The organism is Mesorhizobium sp. M7A.F.Ca.ET.027.02.1.1 (assembly GCF_004022985.1).
Taxonomy (GTDB): domain Bacteria; phylum Pseudomonadota; class Alphaproteobacteria; order Rhizobiales; family Rhizobiaceae; genus Mesorhizobium.
Genome location: NZ_RZOL01000085.1, coordinates 1 through 18,209 on the forward strand (window position 1 = coordinate 1; position 18,209 = coordinate 18,209).

Sequence of the window (18,209 nt, forward strand, 5' to 3'; positions counted from 1 at the left end):
CTTCTGTCGAATGCGATAAAATTCACCGCTACCGGCGGTGAAATCCGTGTCCGCGTTGGTTGGACGGCGGGCGGCGGACAATACATTTCAATCAAGGACAACGGACCGGGCATACCGGAAGACGAGATCCCGATCGTGCTTTCCGCCTTCGGCCAGGGCTCGATCGCCATCAAGAGCGCCGAGCAAGGCACCGGGCTTGGCCTGCCGATCGTGCAAGGGCTGCTCGCCATGCATGGCGGCGAGTTCGAACTTCATTCCAAGCTGCGCGAAGGGACCGAGGCGATCGCGATCTTCCCGCTCAGCCGGGTGATGGAGGAACTGCCGGCACTGCCGACCGCGGCGGTGGCGGCTCGACGACGGTAATCCGGCAAGACTCTAGCCACGTACCGCAGCTGCCATGCCCGAACTGGTCAGCGCGGCGGCCTTGACCAGCCCCGCAGCAAGGGCGGCCCCTGCCCCTTCGCCATGGCTGATACCCAAATCAAGCAACGGGCGCAGCCCTAGCCGTTGGGCGGCGCGTGCATGCGCGGGTTCCGGCGACAGGCTGGCCAGAAGGCAATGCTCGAGCGCTGTGGGATTGACGCCATGCAGTACCGCTGCGGCTGCCGTCGCCGCCAATCCGTCGAGCAGCACCGGGATCTTCTGCATCCGCGCGGCAAGGATGGCGCCGGCGATCGCCGCGAATTCACGGCCACCGACCCGGCGCAGCGCCTCGAGCGGGTCGCCGAGATGGCCGCCATGAAAAGCCAGCGCCGCATCGACCACGTCGGCTTTGCGTGCCTGCATCGCCGCATCGGCGCCCGATCCCGGGCCGACCCAATCGGCGCCCCTGCCCCCGAACAGTGCCGCGAACAGGGCGGCGGCGACGGTCGAGTTGCCGACGCCGAGATCGCCGAGACACAAAAGGTCGGTGCCGCCGGCGATCGCTTCCATGCCGAAGGCCATGGTGGCGGCACAGCCACGCTCGTCCAGCGCGTCCTCTTCGGTGATGTCGGCGGTCGGGATATGCAGGGCAAGATCGAAAACCTTCAGCCCGAGATCGTAGGCAATGCAGATCTGGTTGACCGCGGCACCTCCCGCGGCGCAAAGTTCGACCGCGTTGGCGGTCGCCGCCACCGGCCGTGGCGATATGGCGTGGCGCGTGACGCCGTGATTGCCGGCAAAGACCGCCATCAGCGGTCGTGTCACCGCGGGCGGAGCCCGCCCGCTCCAGCCGGCCAGCCAGGCGGCGGTATCCTCGATGCGGCCAAGCGAATTGCCTGGTTTGTCGGCCTTGGCAAACAGCGTGCGCACGCGGGTCTCGGCTGCCGTGTCGGCCGCCGGCAGGTTGGCCAACAGGTTGCGAAAATCGTCGAAAGGCAGTGCGCTGGTCATCTTGTTATCGATCATTCCCTGGAGTTGGTGAGCGGCATAGCCGCCTTGCGGGGTTGGCACAACCTCCGGGATGATGGGCCTGCATTTGCCGCAAAGCCGGCCCCGAAGGGCGCAATCGCGAGGGCTTGCATTGGCTTTGCCATTGCACCATGTGGAGGTGGAACAAGGGATTCCGGATGGAAGCCCAAGAGAAAGTCATGACGGCCATCGAATCCCCGTGCATCCTGGTCTGTTCGATCGACATGAAAACCGGCTTCTGTTTCGGTTGCGGTCGCACGCGCGAGGAAATCGGCGCCTGGATCGGGATGACGACGGAAACGCGCCGCAGCGTCATGGCGCAATTGCCGGCCCGGCTGGAGACGGTCGAGCGCCGGCCGCGCCGGGAAACGCGCCGCACCCGCATGGCGCGCGAACGCGACGCGCTATCGTGAGGTGCGGATGAGCCGGTTGTTCTGGATTTTGATGGCCGTGATCGGGGTGGGAGCAGTCCTGCTCATGCTCAATGATTCCGCCGGCAGCACACTCGGCGTCGAGAACAACGATTTTAGCCGGCTGATCTGGCTCGGTGCCTTTGGCGCCCTTATCGGCGCCGGCCTGCTTCGCTCGGGCCGGCCCCTGGGCGCCATGGCCCGCAATCTCGGCGCCTGGGCGGCGATCGCACTCGCGCTGATCGCCGGCTACCAGTATCGCTATGAGTTGCAGGATGTCGCCAGCCGGGTGACCGCGGGCCTTGTTCCCGGCAGCCCGCTTGCGCTTGGCGTCGAGGACGGCCACGCCACGGTGACGCTCGACAAGGCTGACAACGGCCATTTCGAAGCGCGCATCCTGGTCAATGGGAACCCGGTCCGGGCCGTGGTGGATACCGGCGCAACCAGCACCGTGCTGACGTCGCAGGATGCGCAGGCCGCCGGATTCAATCCAGCGGCGCTCAACTACACCATACCGGTTTCGACCGCCAACGGCATGGCACGCGCCGCGGCCGTGAAAACCGATCAGATTGCGATCGGCGGCATCATGCGCAGGGATATGTCGGTGATGATCGCCGCACCCGGCATGCTCAGCCAGAGCCTGCTCGGCATGAACTTCATCGGTTCATTGTCGGGTTTTGACGTGCGCGGCGACCGCATGATCCTCAGGGATTGATCCCCGAAGCTCAAGCCGCTTCGGCTGCTGCGCCACCGAACTCGACGGCCGCGTAAGCCGTCTTCAGCACGTCCGGGCCGGCCCCGGGTTTTGTCGCGTCCGTGGACAGGATCTGCCGGTAGCGGCGCGCACCGGGCAGGCCATGGAACAGTCCGACCATATGGCGGGTGACATGGCCAAGCCGCCCACCCTGCTCGATATGGCGTGCCGCATAGTCCGCCATCGCATCGATCAGCGCGGCGAAATCGAACGGCTCGGACTGGACGCCGTAGAAAGCGGCATCGACGCCGGCCAGAATGCCGGGCGTGTGGTAGGCGGCGCGGCCAAGCATCGCGCCATCGACATGACCGAGATGCTTCTGCGCCTCTTCAATCGACTGAATTCCACCATTTAGACCTATGAATTTGTTATTCTTTTTTGCCTTCAGTCGATAGACTCTGCTGTAATCGAGCGGCGGGATGTCTCGGTTTTCCTTGGGACTCAGCCCTTCCAGCCACGCCTTGCGTGCATGCACCCACAACGCGTCGGCGCCGGCATCGAAAACCCCATCCGCCAGCGCATCCAGGGCCGGCTCCGGATCCTGCTCGTCGACGCCGATACGGCATTTAACGGTCACGGGGATCTTCACCGCCGCTTTCATCGCCGCGATGCAGCCGGCGACGAGGTCCGGCACTTTCATCAGGCAGGCACCGAACGTGCCCGACTGGACGCGGTCTGACGGACAGCCGACATTGAGGTTGATCTCGTCATAGCCAAAGGCCTCGCCAATGCGGGCAGCCTCGGCGAGCTTTTCACGATCCGAGCCGCCGAGCTGCAGCGCGACCGGATGTTCCACCGCATCGAAGCCGAGCAGCCGCTCGCGCGCGCCATGGATGACCGCGTCGGCCACCACCATCTCGGTGTAAAGCAGCGCATGGCTTGTCAGCTGGCGGTGGAAGAACCGGCAATGCCGGTCCGTCCAGTCCATCATCGGGGCCACGGCCACTTTATGATCTTGATTTTTCAGCATTTTTTCTTTAACATCAAATCGTTAGAACCTGCCGAGTGCACACGAATTTACGCCAGAATACGACCCTTTTTCGCCACGCTCTCAGTGCACACGGAGCGCACACGAAAAATGGCCACCTACACAAAGCTCTCGTCCGGGTCCTGGCGTGTCCAGGTCCGTCGCAAAGGTCGCTACGTCAGCGAAACCTTCCTGCGCCGAGACGACGCACGCCGCTGGGCGACGAAACCGAGCGCCAAGTCGTCGCGGTGAGACACCGACAAAGTCTCGAACAGCGCGCCTGAAAACCTTCGGCGAACTCATCGACCTTCATATCGACGACATGTGCGATGTAGGCAAGTCCCCTCGCCGCTCCAAGGCCGCGGCCCTCGCTTTGTTCCAAAGACATCTCGGCAAGTGCAACATCGCGGCTCTCGATCGCGAGCGGCTCATTCGTTTCGGCCGTGACCGGGCTGCCCAAGGTGCTGGACCGGTGACGCTAGGCATCGACATCGGTTTCGTGAAACTCATTCTGGCTCATGCCGCTGCGGTGCACGGGCTGCCCGTCAAGGTCGAACCGGTTGATCTCGCGCGGATCGCCCTGAAGAGGCTTGGCCTCGTTGGAAAAGGCAACCAGCGGGATAGGCGGCCGACAAATTGCAGAGCGCTGAAGGCGAGCATGCACAAGATCTATGGGCCGCGAAGGGTCGGCAGGCGTTCGATGCTGAACGGCGTGAAGAGTGGATGGGACGGCGAACTTAGCCACGGTTGGCGCGAGCAACGGCCAGCACGAAGCCCGAACAGCAGACTTCCGCCGGTGCGCCAGCGCCGCAGTCAAGCTTGCGCAATAAGTTTTCGCGCTCTTCGTCACTACCGGCGACAATCTTCTCTCGGAAGGGCGCAAGACTTGAGTTGGCGAAGCTCGTCAAAGCAGGCGCTGCCCTAGGAGCAAACTTCAAATGCCAGATCGTGTTCCCCTCGAAACCTCCCGCGCTCCACAGATGCGATCATGCACACTGCGCGTTGATAGAAGCTCTATAGCCAAGGTGCGAGCCAGCGGCACTGCTCTGCACAGCAGGAACGGGCGTAAAGCGAGGGAAGCTCCTCGCCTTGGATGAGGTCGGCGAGCTGACAGTCGCCAGTGTCTCGCGCTGAAGCCAATCGACCAGCACTGCCACGTCCCATTCGTCAGGCTGGATCCTGCGGTTCAATCGACATCTGGTCGCCCGGCGAGGCCATGATCCTGCCGGCGTCCGAATTGATGTAGGCATCGGCGGCGACGTAGTCGACGGCAGGCATTTAGCACACGCTCGGATCGCAGCCGCGCAGCAAACGTCCAGGCCGCCCGCCTCGCTCGATTTTCTTCCTAAAAACGGGAGGCACAGGCGGAGCGGCCCTTCATACCAGCGGCTTACTCGATGACGCGGGCGCCACCGACATCTGCGGCTGACGGATCCAGCCCGTAAGCCTTGAGCGCTTCCGCGATCGCGCCATCCTTGCGGTAAGCTTCTAGGGACGTGTCAACGGCCTTCGCAAGATCCTCGTTGCTCTTGTCCAGCAGGAAGGCGGTCTGCGACGGGTTCATGGTCGCATCGACGCGCGGATCTTGTTTCAGCACATTTACCTTATAATTCTGTCCTTCGTTCTGAATGACAGCGGAGCCGAAGCCGTCGAGCGCCGCCTCAATACGACCGGCATGAAGGTCCTGCGCGAGGTTCAGCGACGACGGATAGGTCTTGGAGCCTTCGTAAAGCTTCTCCATGTCCTGGACCCATAAATATCCTTCAACGGTGCCGACCTTCTTGCCCAGCAGACCATCGACAGTATCAATGCCGTTGGTCGAGGTGACGGACAGTTGGTCGAGATAGACCGGCGTAGACAGAGCGACGACCTTCGCGCGGGCGGCGGTACGATAGAAGCCGCCAAGCGCGATGTCCGCGCGCCGCGACTGAACTGCGGAAACCGCGCCTGGATATGTGAAGATCTCATAAGCGATCTCCAGGCAGTTCTCCTTGGCAAAACGCTTCACGAGATCGCCGTCGATACCCGCGATGCCGCTGTCTTTTTCGAGCGAATACGGAGCGGTGTTGGTAAGCGCGACTGTGAGTTTGCCCGCTGACACGGTTTCGAAAACGTGCTGCGGCTTGCAATCCTGTGCGGACGCGACGCTAGCACCCAAGGCCGTAGCAATGGCCGCGGCCGAGATAATCTTACTCCAATTTTTCACTGTGCTCTCCTCTGACATTGATGGTTTTTGATTGCAGGTCAGCCGAGATGGCTGCCCAGCCTACGTTCGGTGTACGAGACCAGCCACCCGAACGGGACGGTGATGGCGAGATAGAACAGGCCCGCCAAGATCAGGACATCGAGGTAGAGGTAGGTGGCCGCACCCACGCGATAGGCGCGCGCCAGAAGTTCGGGGATGGCGATCGTGTATGTAAGGGCCGTCGCCTGGAAGATGAGAATGGCAAAGCCCATCAGTGCGGGTATTGCGAACAGGATTCCTTGGGGGATCACTACGAAGCGCAGGATGTCCCGGCGGGTCATGCCGAGCGCCCAGCCCGCCTCGATCTCACAATGCGGAACCGCGTTCAGACCGGCGCGAAGGATCTCGCTGGTGTAGGCGCCTGTCGTTAGCGCCAACGCAATCACGCCAGAGGTGAAGGCACTTACGGTCATCCCGGAAGCAGGCAATCCATAGTAGACCATCTGCAGGACGACGAGTGCAGGCGCACCACGCCCGATCTCGACCAATACCACCGCGAAATAGCGGACGAGCCTGTTTCCAGAGGAAGAGGCAAGCGCAAGAACGAGGCCGATAGGCAATCCGAACAGCAGCGCCAGGCCCGCCAACTGAAGACTGACAATAGCTCCTTGGAAAAGCTGGGGCGACCAGTCCAGCCAGTTAGCCAGCATCTCGCTCATTTCGCTTGCCCCCTTGAGCGCAGCCGCCCGTCCACGGCGCGTGCCAACACGACAACGGGTATGGACAGCACGATGTAGAGAAGCGCCGCGAAAATGAACGGCGCGAAGCTGCCGCCGCCGCCTTGAGCCTGCTGCGATGCGTACATCATCACGTCGCGGACACCGATCGTGGAGGCCACGGTCGTGTCTTTGAGCAGGCTAACAAGGAAGGTCGCCATGGGTGGAACCGAGACGCGCAGGACCTGCGGCGCCAGGATATAGCGCAGCGTATCCAGGCGCGACATACCGAGCGCCGTGGATGCCTCCCGCTGGCCCTTCGAGAGGGCCAGGAAGCCACCCCTATAGATTTCAGCGAGATAGGCCGTTGACACCAACCCCATGCCCAGGATGGCAGCCTGATATGAACTGAGAACGATCACTCCGCTGCCCAATCCGAAGAAAATAATGAACAGCCAGACGATCGGCGGGATTCCTCGGACAACGTCGATGTATATGCGCGCCGGCGCGCTTAGCAGAAGCAACCGGGAACGTCGCATCAGCACCAGCGGCATGGCTGCGATGGCCCCGACTCCGAAAGCGCCGAAGGTCACCAGCAGCGTGGCCGGAACGCCTCTGAGCAGTGAAACCAGCAGGTCGATCATCTGCGATCGACCACGGCACGGAAGAACTGCCGCGTGCGGGGCGACGACGGATTGCGGATCACGGCATCAGGCGGACCCTGCTCGATGATCTCTCCATTAGCCATGACGATTACGCGGTCGGCGACGTCTGCGGCAAAGGCGATCTCGTGCGTGACGATGATCATTGTCATGCCTTCCTGGGCGAGCTCGCGCATCACGGCCAACACCTCAAGCCCGAGTTCGGGATCCAGGGCGCTCGTGGGTTCGTCGAAGAGCATCACCTTGGGGTCAAGAGCCAGGGCGCGTGCGATCGCGATACGCTGCTGCTGGCCACCCGACAGGCGCGCCGGATAGGCTTGCGCCTTGTCCGTAAGGTGTACGCGTTCGAGCAATTGGGCGGTGCGCGCGTCCGCCTGCTCCTTGGTGCGCCCCAGAACCCGCATCTGCGGCAGCGAAATGTTGCGCTGCACGGTCATGTGCGGAAACAGGTTGAAGGACTGGAAAACCATCCCGGTGGAACGTCGGAGACTCAGCAGCTCTCCGGCGGACAGATTGCGGTCGACCGAAAACCGGATGGCACCCACTTCAAGGGTGCCGGATGACGGCTGTTCGAGCATGTTGATCGCACGCAGCAGCGTGCTCTTCCCCGCGCCGCTGGGTCCGACGATCGCCACGACCTCGCCGCGCGTGATGTCGAGCGAGACGTTCTTCACGGCGTGATGGCCGCCATAGATCACGTTGATGTTCTTGATGCGTACGATATTTTCTGCCTCGGGCATGGCTTCTTTGTCCTTGCGCTAACGCCGGTGTCCCACTGGTCAAGCCGCCGCAGTATGTGTGCCCGGAACGTTTCTTTCCGGAGTTGGAGCGAGACTTTCGGTGCCTGGGATCGATGCGGGAGAGCCCTTGAGCACCCAGTCTGCGACGATCAGCCCAATCACCGGCGCGAGCTGAATCCCGTAGCCGCCCGCACCGGCCGCGGTGATCAGACCGGGCTCCGACTGATCGACTGGTCCGACATAGGGACGGTGGTCGGCGGTGACAGGGTAGAGGCCTGCCCAGCCCCGGCCGAGCCGGGCGCCCGGCAGATCAGGCAGGCGTTCGATCAGCATCTCGGCCAGCATGACCTTGGACCCTTCCTCGCACTGCTCGTTGTAGTTGTCCGGATCTTCGGGCGACGGCGAACTTACCTTGTGTATCTCGGCGATGAGCTCGCCCGCTTTCTCGTGCCGAAAGTTGAGTCCGGTGCCCTGCCCGTTCACCAGATCCATGACCATCGGCATTGTGTACGGGAGCGGCGCGTCCAAGTGGATTGTCAGCGCCTCGTGGCGCTCGGGGTGGATGTGCAGCGTCTGTCCGAGCATCTCGGCAACGCGTGGCGCCCAGGCGCCTGCCGCATTCACGACGAAGTCGCAGCCGATCGGCCCCTTGCTGGTGTCCAACCGATAGCCACCGGATGTCCGCGCGGCACCAAGCAGCTTGCGGAACTGGAAAACCTCGGAGCCGAGCTTCTTCACCTGTTGCGCCAGCAGCGTGCACATTTCGTGGGGATCGAGGAAGCCGTCGTCCGGCCCGAAGATGCCGCCTTCGAGCCCATCTGAACTCAAGTGCGGCACGAGTTGCTGAAGCTCGTTCGCCTGGTAGACCCTGGATCTGAAGCCGGCATCGCGCTGGATCTCCACCGAGCGGGCGAACAGTTCCATCTGCTCGGAGGTGCGCGCCAGACGCAGGTAGCCGATAGGGCTGAAGCCGAGACCGAGGCGCTCTTGCCACCGGCGGACGCGCTGCACCGATTGCATGCGCAGCTGTATCTCGAACGGATCCGTGAGCTGTGTCCCAACGACCCCGACCGAGCGGCCGCTGGATCCTGACGCAATGGATTGTGCGTCGATGACGGTGACGCGAGCGCCCTGTTCCGCGAGCGCGTGCGCAGAACACATACCGAGGGTACCCGCACCGATGACGACGACGTGAGGAGAAGCTGTCATGTGACTTCCATCTGTTGCTGCGTCGTCCCGTGCCGGATGGATCCGGCGCTGGACGCGCTACGTCATTGCTTCGGAGCGATTGCTGCGAGGGCGCCGTCGATTGCGGAAAGGATCTCGCGTGCGTCTTCCTCGGTCATGGAGGTGGAAAGCGCGAAGAGTCCGTAACTCGCCGAAAGCACGCCGCGGTCGAGCAGACCCTTGTGGAACAGGTCGAGCTTCATGCGTTCGGACGCACCCGGATAGACTGACCGGTAGTCCGTGATCGGCAACGCCGTGAAATGAACTTTGAAGAGCGAGCCGAGACCGACGCACTGCCCGTTGAGGCCATGGCGAGCAAGCGAGGCCGTGATGCCCTCGCGAAGCAGGCTGCCGATAGCGTCCAGATGCGCGAAGCTAGCCGGGGTCAACGCGCGCATCGCCGCCAGACCGGCTCGCATCGTCACCGGGTTCGCGGTGAAGGTGCCGCCATGCGGCAATGCGGGCTTGCCTCGTGTTGGATCGAACACCGCCATCACGTCGGCGCGGCCGCCGACGGCGCCGACCGGGAATCCTCCGCCGATGATCTTGCCGAGAGCCGTCAGATCGGGCGTGATGCTCCACAGGCCCTGCGCCCCCGAATAGCCAAGGCGGAGCGAGATCACCTCGTCGAAGATCACCAGCGAGCCGGCGGCATGAGCGATCTCGAACATCGCGTCGAGATAATCCTTTCGCGCGGGAATAAGTCCGGCGCGGTTCGGCATCGGGTCGATCAGAACACCCGCTATCGTGTCGCCATGCGCGTCGAAGACGGCACGCAGCGCCTCCGTATCGTTGAACGGCACCGCGATGACATCATCGAGAACTCCCTTCGGCGTGCCTTTCGCGTATGCCGTTGAGGCAGGCATGTCGCCCCAGTTGGCGGGCGAACTGTCCAGGCTGACTTCCGCGAAGTCGTAGGAGCCATGGTAGGCACCTTCGATCTTGACGATCTTCGGCCGCTCGGTGAACGCCCGAGCCGCCTTGATCGCCATCATGACGCCTTCCGTGCCGGAGTTGGCGAAGCGAACCTGCTCGACTGACGGGAGGCGCTCCACCAACAGTTCAGCAAGATCAAGTTCGCTCTCGGTGGGCGCTCCGAAAGCCGATCCCCGGGGCATCTGGTCCACCACCGCGGCCGTGACGGCGGGATGGCCGTAGCCATGGATCATGGCCGTGAAATTGTTGATGCAGTCGTAGTAGACGTTTCCATCGACGTCCCAGACGCGGCAGCCCTCGCCGCGCTGGGCATAGATCGGAAACGGGTCGATGAAGACCGTTGTCCGGGTGTTTCCTCCCGGCATGACCTTGCGGGCCCGTTCGAACATCTCGCGGGACTTCGGCATTGAATCTGGATAGTGGCGCATAATCTTGTAAACCGATGAAGGAGACAGCCTTGGATGGCCGCGACGAAGGGCGCGACCTCTTTCGATCACTTGGTCATGATCGTGTGGCTCTGCTCGCGCAGGTACTGTGGCAGGAACCAGGAGCCGAGACCGCCCTTGCCGCTGACCCCGGTGCCCTTCCAGCCGCAGAATGGCTGCGCGCCTGGCCATGCACCCGTCGTTGCGCCGCTCGCACGGTTGGCATAGAGAACCCCCGCTTCGGCGGTGTCGAGGAAGTGACGCAACTCTTTTTGGTCGTTGGTAAAGATGCCGGCCGACAATCCGTAGGCGATGTCGTTGCCCTCTTCGATCGCGGCATCGAGACTATCAAAACCGCGGACGACCACGAAAGGCATGAAGAGTTCGTCGCGGGTCAGCCGGCCCGGACCATCAAGTTCGACGACCGTCGGCAGGACGTAGTTGTTCGCAAATCCCTGGCCCAGGGCGGCGCCCCCAAAATGCACCTTGCCTTTGCCCTCGACTTCCGACAGCGCTGCCTGGAAACGGCCGACTGTGGCGTCGCCATAGACAGGGCCCATAAAGGTCTCGGCCTTACGAGGATCTCCGACCACCAGCTTTCCAGCGAACGCTACCAGTTTCTCGATGAATTCCGCCTTGACCTTCTCGTCGACATACACGACCGAGCATGCGGAGCACTTCTGGCCTTGCAGGCCAAAAGCGGAGCGCGCCACCCCCTGCGCCGCGCGGTCGAGGTCGGCCTTGCTCGTCACGTAGGCGGGGTTCTTGCCACCCATTTCGGCGATGACGGGCTTCATGTGGGGCAGCGTTGCCATATGACGGAAGATGCTCATGCCGGTCTTATGGGAGCCGGTGAATGCAACGCCGTCGATGCCGTTATCGGTGGCAAGAAGGCGCCCCACCTCTCCATCGCCAAGCACGATGTTGAAAACACCTTCGGGCAATCCCGCTTTGCGAAGCGTTTCGGCAATCAGCAGTCCGGTCAGCGCGCAACCCGGCGACGGCTTGTAGACCACCGCATTGCCTGTCAACAGCGCACCCGAGACCATGCCGATCGACAAGGCGAGCGGAAAGTTGAAAGGAGCGATGACCGCGAAGACGCCATAGGGCTTCATGACGCTCGTAGCAGTCTCGTTTTCGACCAACACGTTCATGGGCCGGACGAACCCGTTGTTCGCCTTCATCTCCGATGCGTAGTACTCGACCATGTCGAGGCATTCCTCGGCTTCGCCGACTGCCTCGATGCGGGACTTTCCGATCTCGTAGAGCGCCGCCAAACCGAGGTCATATTTCCGCTCCGCCAGTGCCTCTCGCCAGCGAGTGCCGAATGCAAGGCGATCGTCCAGCGTCGAACGGTTCCAGGCCTTCGCGCCGGCCCGGGCTGCCTGGATCGCGGACTTGACGTCCGACGGGATTGAAACCGGGAACTTGCCGAGAGAGATCTTCTTGTCGATAGGGCTCAGGATCTCTTTCCGAGCGCCAGTCGCATACGGCGTCGACCACTCGCGATCCAGTGTGTTCTTCTCGAAATCCGGGATCATTGCATCGAGGTGAGCGTGAACAGGGGAAAAATCCACCCCGATGTTCGAGTAGGTCACACGCGGGAGTTCAGCCATTTCAAGTTCCTCCGAAAATCGGTATTTATCCCGATAATCAGGATTTGGCTTGCGAGTCAATCGAGGGGACCATAAAATGGAAATAATACCGAATTTCGGTATTGTTCGGGAGGAGGTTTCGGGTTCGGGTTACCTGGCGGAGCCCGACAGCCGAGGGCGTGCGGCCGTTCGGCTATTCTACGGAGCCCCTCGGACTCGACGCGCGGCGGGATAACGAGAGACCGACCTTGCCCCTCATGTCTGTTTTGAACGATAACCTTCTTGCAGTCGCAATTGTCAGATCGGCGTAGGTGCCCTTGAATACGAAATCGAAGAAGCCGAGCGCCAAGGACAGTCCCCTCGAGCGCTACATCTCGATCATGGAAACGGTCGCGCCGTTCGAGCATGGCTTGACGGCGATCGAGCTCGAAACGACGCTTGGACTGCCCAAAACCACGATCAACAGGCTGCTGCATGCCTTGATCGAAAGCGGGATGATCACCGCCGAGAGCGTTCGCAATCGGACATACCGCCTCGGCGATCGCTTGCTGCAGCTGCTACAGATGTCTCCGGATAGCGGCTGGCTGACGACGCTCGCGCAGCGACCGCTTCAGGATTTGGCCGACCGCACCGGCCAGTCGGCGTTCCTGTCGAAGTTCGACGGTACCGAGGTGCGCTCGGTCACCTGCGTCGCGCCCGATACTCCGGTCCGGACCTATGTCATGCCGGGTATGGCCATGCCTGTAAATGCGACCGCTTCGGCCAAGGCGATCCTTGCGTTTCATCCGCAGGAGACCGTGAACAGGATCCTGGCGACCGAGCTGCGCAGCTATACCGATCGGACTAAAACGAAGATCGCGGAGTTGACCAGGGAATTGGCGGAGGTTCGGCAGCAGGGCTATGCCATGGACCTGGCCGAGCATGTTCCGGGCCTGGGCTCGATTGCATTTCCGATAAGGCCGACGAGCGGTGAGGTGATGTACGCGGTGGGACTTACGGGACCCTACGGTCAGATCATAGAGCAAAACTTCAAGCAGCATTGCTCGGCGCTCGCAGAAGCCGCCCAGCGCATGGCGAAGCTGGCGCAGATGCACGCCTACAACGGATCGGCTATGGCCGCAAAGAGTGCTGCAGCGGATCAGCGATAGGTCGGTGCTTGAGAGGCCGGTCATCGCGCGAAGAGATGTTGCGCTTTGAACCTGTAGTTCGCGATAGGTTCTCGACGGAAGTGAATGTCCGGCTCCATCCCTCTGAGAACCACCCAATAGAAAACCTTAAACTTGGAGGCTCGCCCATTGCATTCAGAGTAGCTGCTCGGATGGCAGATAATCGACATCGATCACCAGCGCGATTTCGTCGGCGTGAAGCTGTCGACCTGGCCGAAAGCGATCAATAGTCGATGCGGGTCGACATGCAGAACCTGATGGCAACGATCGCCGACACTCTCCATTCGGTGTGAAGGCGATCGGGGCATTGGTACTGACGTTCGCAACAAGGGCGGCACGCGCGCCAAAAATTCGATGCCTCGTCAAATTTTGCTAAGCCGAGCGGGCAGCCAAGGCAGCAATAATAGCTCGTGTCGCATTTTCCGAGACGCCAGCCCCGAAGATCGGGACGGCACTGATTTCAGGCAAACTTGCTGCGGGGTTGTCGTGGTTTTATGGCTCGGCGAAAAACTTACCCTCGGTAAGCATGGTTTCGATACCGGCCAGCAATTCGCGATTTATGCCGGTGGAAATCCCTTTCGACGCAAGGTGCGCCACCAGCGCGCCGCTGCGAAGATTGCCGGCCGCACCGGGCGCGTAGGGACAGCCGCCTAGCCCGCCGGCAGCGGCATCGAACACCCTGAGCCCGAGGTCCCAGGCGGTATCGACGTTGGCGAGCGCCAGGCCGCCGGTGTCGTGGAAATGCCCGGCCAGCCGCGCAGCCTCTGCTTCTTCGAGGGTTGCCAGCACCATGGCATGCACGCGCTCGGGTGTCGCCCTGCCGATCGTGTCGGCAACGGCGATTTCGGCGCAGCCGAGATCGCGCAGGCGCGCGACGACTCTCGCGGCCGCGCCGGGTTCGATCGGGCCTTCATAGGGACAATCGACGGCACAGGAGACATAGCCCCGCACCGGCAAGGAATGCTCGGCGGCCCGCGCGATCACTGGCACAAAACGAGCCAGCCCTTCCTCGATGGTACAATTGGTGTTTCGTTTCGAAAACGTCTCGGAGGCGCTGCTGAAGACCGCGAGTTCCTGCGCGCCGGCCGCGATCGCGGCCCGCGCACCTTGCTCGTTGGGCACCAGCGCGGACAGCGTAAGCCCCGGACGCCGCACGGCGCGCCGCATGACCTCATCATGATCGGCCATCTGCGGCACCCATTTCGGCGAGACGAAAGCCGTCGCCTCGATGCGGGCGAAGCCGCAATCGGCCAGCATGCCGATCAGGCGCAGCTTCTGCCCGGTCGAGACCAGCCGCTTTTCGTTCTGCAGGCCGTCGCGCGGACCGACTTCGACGATCGTGGCCTGCCGATCCCCACCGGGCGATTCAATGGACGGCGGCATACATGATCTTTTCTTCGGAGGCCTCGTCGATGGTCATCTCCTCGACGATACGGCCCTGGCGCGCCACCAGTATGCGGTCCGACAGATTGAGGATTTCAGGCAGATAGGACGAGATAACGACGACGGCCGCGCCCGCATCGGCAAGCCGCTCGATAATCTGATGGATCTCGGCGATGGCGCCGACATCGACGCCGCGCGTCGGCTCGTCGAAGATGACCAGCGACGGCGCCTGGATTAGCGATTTGGCGATGACCACTTTCTGCTGATTGCCGCCGGAAAGCTCGACCACCCGAGCATTGGCGCCGATCGTGCGGACCTTCATCGTCTCGATCCATTCGGCCGATTGCCGGCGCGCTTCGCCAAGGCGGATTACGGAGACCGGATTGGAGCCCTTGGCCAGCTTGCCGAGGAATACGTTCTGGGCGATGCCCATCGTGTCGAATAGGCCGTCGAGCTTGCGGTCCTCTGTGATATAGGCGACGCCGCGCCGCACGGCCTGCCGTGGCACGCGGAAGTGCACCACCTCACCGCGCAGCGTGATGCGGCCACCATGGAAGAAGTCACGCTTCAAAACGCCCGCCGCGATCTTCATCATTTCGGTGCGGCCGGCACCGACCAGGCCGAACAGCCCGGTCACCTGGCCGGCAAAGACCGACAGCGTGGCGCTGCGCACCGCCTTACCCATCGAGACGTTCTCGAGCGCCAGCACCTTTTCGCCCGGTCGGCGCGCGACGTGTTTGGCGGCATCGTCGCCATAGAGCGTATCGGTCAGTTGCCGGCCAACCATCGCCTGGACGATTTTCTCGCGGGTGAGATTGCGCGCATCGTCGGTGACGATCAGCGCGCCGTCGCGCAGCACGCTGATGCGGTCGGCGATCGACAGCGCTTCTTCCAGCGCGTGTGAAATGAAGATGATGGAAGCGCCCTCGCCTTTCAGCCGCTCGACCAGGGCGAAGAAGTGCTGCTTTTCCTCCGGCGTCAGCGTCGCCGTCGGCTCGTCGAAGATGAAGATGCGGGCCTTGTGGTGAACCGCGCGGGCGATCTCGACCATCTGCTTCTTGGCGGCGCCGAGCGTCGACACCAGCGCGGTCGGCTCGACATGGAAGTTCAGCCGCTGCAGATGCTGCTGCGCCTTGATGTTGATGCCGCGCAACCGGTTGAAGAAGCTCTCCTCGCCGAGGAGGATGTTCTGGGCGACATTCATCGACGGGATGAGATTGGTTTCCTGGAACACCATGGCGATGCCGTGCTTCATGGCATCGGCGGGCGAGGAAAAGCCAACCGGTTTGCCGTCAATCAGCATCTCGCCCGACGTCAGCGGATAGAGGCCGGCCAGCACCTTGGTCAACGTCGACTTCCCCGCACCGTTCTCGCCGAGCAGCGCATCTCTCTCGGCGCCCTCATCATCGCCCTCGGCCTGCTGGTCGATGACGCGATGATCTTCATCGAAACCCTGGTGAGTCGCCTCGAACGCGGCGACGACAAACGGACCGCCGCCGAGTTCGCCTACTCCTCGACCGCCATGCCGCGGCTCACGGGTACGCTGGTCATCATCGCCGGCTTCGTGCCGGTCGGCTTTGCGCGCAGCGACGCCGGCGAATACACCTTCTCTCTGTTCGCCGTGGTTGCGATCGCTCTGCTCGCATCCTGGGTGGTCTCCGGACTCTTCGCGCCGGTCGTCGGCGTGGCGGTTATGAAGCCACCCAAGCATGCACACGGCGAGACACTGGGCGCGCCGATGCGTCTGTTCAAGCGTTTCCTGCTGGCCGCCATGCGCGCCAGGTGGATCACCATTTTGGCGACGATCGCAATGTTTGCGCTGGCGCTTCTCGGCACACGTTTCGTGCCGGAGCAGTTCTTCCCGGCGTCGGATCGCTCCGAACTCCTGGTCGACCTGAAGCTGCAGGACAACGCGTCGATTCTGGCGACGCGGGACATGATCAGCGAGTTCGAAGAATTCCTCGCCGGCGATCCTGATATCGAGCGCTTCTCCACCTATGTCGGCCAGGGCGCGATCCGCTTCTACCTGCCGCTCGACGTCGCCCTGCCCAATCCATACTTCGCCCAGTCCGTCATCGTGACGAAGGGCTTGGAAGAGCGTGAGCTGGTGCGCGCGCGCCTCGAAGAGGCACTGGCGACGCGCTTCCCCCAGGTCGTCGCGCGCGTCTATCCGCTCGAGCTCGGACCTCCGGTCGGCTGGCCTGTGAAATACCGCGTGAGCGGCCCGGACCCCGAACAGGTCCGTTCGATCGCCCTGCAGGTCGCAGATCTGATGGGGAGCGCGGCGAGCGTGCGCAACGTGAACTTTGACTGGGTCGAACCAGCGCGCGCGATGCGCATCCGTGTCGACCAGGAACAGGCCAGGCAGCTGGGGTTAAGCTCCGCGGTGGTGGCGACCGCGCTCAACGCCGTCGTGTCCGGCGTGACGGTGACGCAGGTGCGCGACAGCATCTATCTTATCGACGTGGTGGCGCGCGCCGAACAGTCGCAACGGACTTCGGTCGAATCGCTGCGCTCGCTCCAGATCCCGTTGCCGGGTGGGCATGTGGTTCCGCTAAGGCAGATCGCGAACTTCGAGTACACGCAGGAATACCCGATCGTCTGGCGTCGCAATCGCGTCCCGACGCTTACGGTGCAAGCCGACGTCGTGCCGGGCGTCCTGCCCGCCACGGCCATCAAGGCGGTCCAGCCCAGGATCGACGAACTCGCGGCAACCCTGCCCGCGGGCTACCATGTCGCGACAGGCGGTTCGGTCGAGGAGAGCGCCAAGGCAAAGGATTCAGTGATGGCCGTCGTGCCTGCCATGATGCTGCTGGTGCTGACCATCCTCATGTTCCAGCTCAAAAGCTTCCAGCGCGTATTCCTGGTGCTGAGCGTCGCACCGCTAGGCATCATCGGCGTGGTTGCGGCCCTGCTGCTCGCGAACGCTCCGCTCGGTTTCGTCGCGATCCTCGGCGTGCTGGCGCTTGGCGGCATGATCGCGCGCAACTCGGTGATCTTGATCGATCAGGTCGAGCACGAGAGGAACGCGGGAATGCATCCGTGGGACGCGGTGGTCACCGCCACGATCCACCGCACCCGTCCGATACTGCTCACCGCATCCGCCGCCTCGCTCGGCATGATCCCGATCGCGCCGACCGTCTTTTGGGGACCGATGGCCTATGCGATCATCGGCGGCCTAACCGGGGCGACGATCCTGACGCTGATCTTCCTGCCCGCGCTCTACGTCGCCTGGTTCCGGATAAGCGAACCGCAGCCGACCGATGTCGCCGCAAAGGTCAACGATGTGGAGCGCCTGGTTCCGCAGGCATGACAGAGACTACCCCGTGGTTCGCTTTTGTCGAGGACCGGAACTATGCTTCGGTTGGTTTCCCTATTTTTGGAGAGAGACGGGAGTTGCACCAATTGCCAGGCGCAAATGTCCGGTATTGGCAGATATGCAGGGCGGGTTGCTCGTCCGATATCAGGCGCACAGCAGTCGTTCTTGAAGCGTGGCGGGAGCGGCGGCTTCGGATCTAGGGGCGTGAGTTCGGCCGAGCGCGAGTGAACTTCCGCAAAGGTGAATGTTTTTCGCGTTCGACCTCCGAGGGGAATTGATCGATCGAACTGGTCCGCGACAAGCCCGATCCAGGCGGTCGCACTGGCATGCCC

Annotated in this window: 15 protein-coding genes and 2 pseudogenes; 5 read left to right on the forward strand and 12 right to left on the reverse strand. The window is 62.7% G+C overall.

The features are described 5' to 3' along the window. A partial coding sequence (locus tag EN749_RS12345) for an ATP-binding protein (protein ID WP_145990906.1) occupies window positions 1-363 on the forward strand: 363 nt, incomplete at its 5' end. A 12-nt stretch (window positions 364-375) separates the two neighbouring features. Here EN749_RS12345 and EN749_RS12350 read toward each other — a convergent pair. Beyond that, window positions 376-1,374, reverse strand: a complete 999-nt coding sequence (locus EN749_RS12350; RefSeq protein WP_128363233.1) for a nicotinate-nucleotide--dimethylbenzimidazole phosphoribosyltransferase — start codon at window positions 1,372-1,374, stop codon at window positions 376-378. Between the two features lie 197 nt (window positions 1,375-1,571). On the opposite strand from EN749_RS12350, the gene EN749_RS12355 reads away from it, so the two are divergent. Next, window positions 1,572-1,805 carry a DUF1289 domain-containing protein gene (locus EN749_RS12355; protein ID WP_027036625.1) on the forward strand — a complete coding sequence of 78 codons (234 nt, stop codon included), beginning with the start codon at window positions 1,572-1,574 and terminating at the stop codon, window positions 1,803-1,805. Window positions 1,806-1,812: 7 nt separating this feature from the next. Next, complete coding sequence (locus EN749_RS12360; RefSeq protein ID WP_128363234.1) at window positions 1,813-2,517, forward strand: TIGR02281 family clan AA aspartic protease; 705 nt, start codon at window positions 1,813-1,815, stop codon at window positions 2,515-2,517. Between the two features lie 10 nt (window positions 2,518-2,527). Here EN749_RS12360 and dusA read toward each other — a convergent pair whose 3' ends face one another. From dusA to EN749_RS12410, 9 genes and pseudogenes are all read right to left on the reverse strand, one after another. Continuing rightward, window positions 2,528-3,526, reverse strand: coding sequence for a tRNA dihydrouridine(20/20a) synthase DusA (gene dusA, locus EN749_RS12365; protein ID WP_128363235.1), 999 nt, complete (start codon window positions 3,524-3,526; stop codon window positions 2,528-2,530). A gap of 815 nt (window positions 3,527-4,341) precedes the next feature. Continuing rightward, window positions 4,342-4,485: pseudogene (locus tag EN749_RS38745) on the reverse strand (DUF932 domain-containing protein); the annotation flags it as partial. Between the two features lie 428 nt (window positions 4,486-4,913). Further along, the gene (locus EN749_RS12380) at window positions 4,914-5,729 is read right to left on the reverse strand and encodes a transporter substrate-binding domain-containing protein (RefSeq protein WP_189367485.1); all 816 of its coding nucleotides are present in this window, start codon (window positions 5,727-5,729) and stop codon (window positions 4,914-4,916) included. 38 nt (window positions 5,730-5,767) lie between these two features. Then, entirely contained in the window at window positions 5,768-6,427 is a 660-nt protein-coding gene (locus tag EN749_RS12385) for an amino acid ABC transporter permease (RefSeq protein ID WP_127270814.1), read from the reverse strand. Continuing rightward, entirely contained in the window at window positions 6,424-7,068 is a 645-nt protein-coding gene (locus EN749_RS12390; protein ID WP_127380150.1) for an amino acid ABC transporter permease, read from the reverse strand. The genes EN749_RS12385 and EN749_RS12390 overlap by 4 nt, the downstream gene beginning before the upstream one ends. Continuing rightward, window positions 7,065-7,826: an amino acid ABC transporter ATP-binding protein gene (locus tag EN749_RS12395; protein ID WP_128289153.1), complete on the reverse strand. Its 762-nt coding sequence runs from the start codon at window positions 7,824-7,826 to the stop codon at window positions 7,065-7,067. Before EN749_RS12395 ends, EN749_RS12390 begins: the two co-directional genes overlap by 4 nt. A gap of 39 nt (window positions 7,827-7,865) precedes the next feature. Next, window positions 7,866-9,035, reverse strand: a complete 1,170-nt coding sequence (locus tag EN749_RS12400; protein ID WP_127270694.1) for an FAD-binding oxidoreductase — start codon at window positions 9,033-9,035, stop codon at window positions 7,866-7,868. A 62-nt stretch (window positions 9,036-9,097) separates the two neighbouring features. After that, a complete protein-coding gene (locus EN749_RS12405) occupies window positions 9,098-10,396 on the reverse strand; it encodes an aspartate aminotransferase family protein (protein ID WP_245491366.1) in 1,299 nt (432 codons plus the stop codon). 86 nt (window positions 10,397-10,482) lie between these two features. Then, window positions 10,483-12,090 carry an aldehyde dehydrogenase family protein gene (locus EN749_RS12410; RefSeq protein ID WP_210214717.1) on the reverse strand — a complete coding sequence of 536 codons (1,608 nt, stop codon included), beginning with the start codon at window positions 12,088-12,090 and terminating at the stop codon, window positions 10,483-10,485. A 230-nt stretch (window positions 12,091-12,320) separates the two neighbouring features. Between EN749_RS12410 and EN749_RS12415 the strand changes: the two genes are divergently transcribed. After that, complete coding sequence (locus EN749_RS12415; protein WP_256746366.1) at window positions 12,321-13,157, forward strand: IclR family transcriptional regulator; 837 nt, start codon at window positions 12,321-12,323, stop codon at window positions 13,155-13,157. Between the two features lie 510 nt (window positions 13,158-13,667). On the opposite strand, the gene EN749_RS12420 is transcribed toward EN749_RS12415, so the two are convergent. Both EN749_RS12420 and EN749_RS12425 read right to left on the reverse strand, forming a co-directional pair. Beyond that, window positions 13,668-14,558 carry a hydroxymethylglutaryl-CoA lyase gene (locus EN749_RS12420; RefSeq protein ID WP_127397077.1) on the reverse strand — a complete coding sequence of 297 codons (891 nt, stop codon included), beginning with the start codon at window positions 14,556-14,558 and terminating at the stop codon, window positions 13,668-13,670. Then, window positions 14,542-15,942, reverse strand: a pseudogene (locus tag EN749_RS12425) (sugar ABC transporter ATP-binding protein); the annotation flags it as partial. The pseudogene EN749_RS12425 and the gene EN749_RS12420, both read right to left, overlap by 17 nt. A 51-nt stretch (window positions 15,943-15,993) precedes the next feature. On the opposite strand from EN749_RS12425, the gene EN749_RS12430 reads away from it, so the two are divergent. After that, the gene (locus EN749_RS12430) at window positions 15,994-17,871 is read left to right on the forward strand and encodes an efflux RND transporter permease subunit (RefSeq protein ID WP_245491368.1); all 1,878 of its coding nucleotides are present in this window, start codon (window positions 15,994-15,996) and stop codon (window positions 17,869-17,871) included. Window positions 17,872-18,209: the final 338 nt, after the last annotated feature.

Excerpts from the sequence above, each read along its gene's own strand:
- EN749_RS12400 (WP_127270694.1), bottom strand. The coding sequence starts at position 9,035 with ATGACAGCTTCTCCTCACGTCGTCGTCATCGGTGCGGGTACCCTCGGT.
- EN749_RS12385 (WP_127270814.1), bottom strand. The coding sequence starts at position 6,427 with ATGAGCGAGATGCTGGCTAACTGGCTGGACTGGTCGCCCCAGCTTTTC.
- EN749_RS12360 (WP_128363234.1), top strand. The coding sequence starts at position 1,813 with ATGAGCCGGTTGTTCTGGATTTTGATGGCCGTGATCGGGGTGGGAGCA.
- EN749_RS12430 (WP_245491368.1), top strand. The coding sequence starts at position 15,994 with ATGATCTTCATCGAAACCCTGGTGAGTCGCCTCGAACGCGGCGACGAC.
- EN749_RS12390 (WP_127380150.1), bottom strand. The coding sequence starts at position 7,068 with ATGATCGACCTGCTGGTTTCACTGCTCAGAGGCGTTCCGGCCACGCTG.
- EN749_RS12355 (WP_027036625.1), top strand. The coding sequence starts at position 1,572 with ATGACGGCCATCGAATCCCCGTGCATCCTGGTCTGTTCGATCGACATG.
- dusA (WP_128363235.1), bottom strand. The coding sequence starts at position 3,526 with ATGCTGAAAAATCAAGATCATAAAGTGGCCGTGGCCCCGATGATGGAC.
- EN749_RS12350 (WP_128363233.1), bottom strand. The coding sequence starts at position 1,374 with ATGACCAGCGCACTGCCTTTCGACGATTTTCGCAACCTGTTGGCCAAC.
- EN749_RS12395 (WP_128289153.1), bottom strand. The coding sequence starts at position 7,826 with ATGCCCGAGGCAGAAAATATCGTACGCATCAAGAACATCAACGTGATC.
- EN749_RS12405 (WP_245491366.1), bottom strand. The coding sequence starts at position 10,396 with ATGCCGAAGTCCCGCGAGATGTTCGAACGGGCCCGCAAGGTCATGCCG.
- EN749_RS12420 (WP_127397077.1), bottom strand. The coding sequence starts at position 14,558 with ATGCCGCCGTCCATTGAATCGCCCGGTGGGGATCGGCAGGCCACGATC.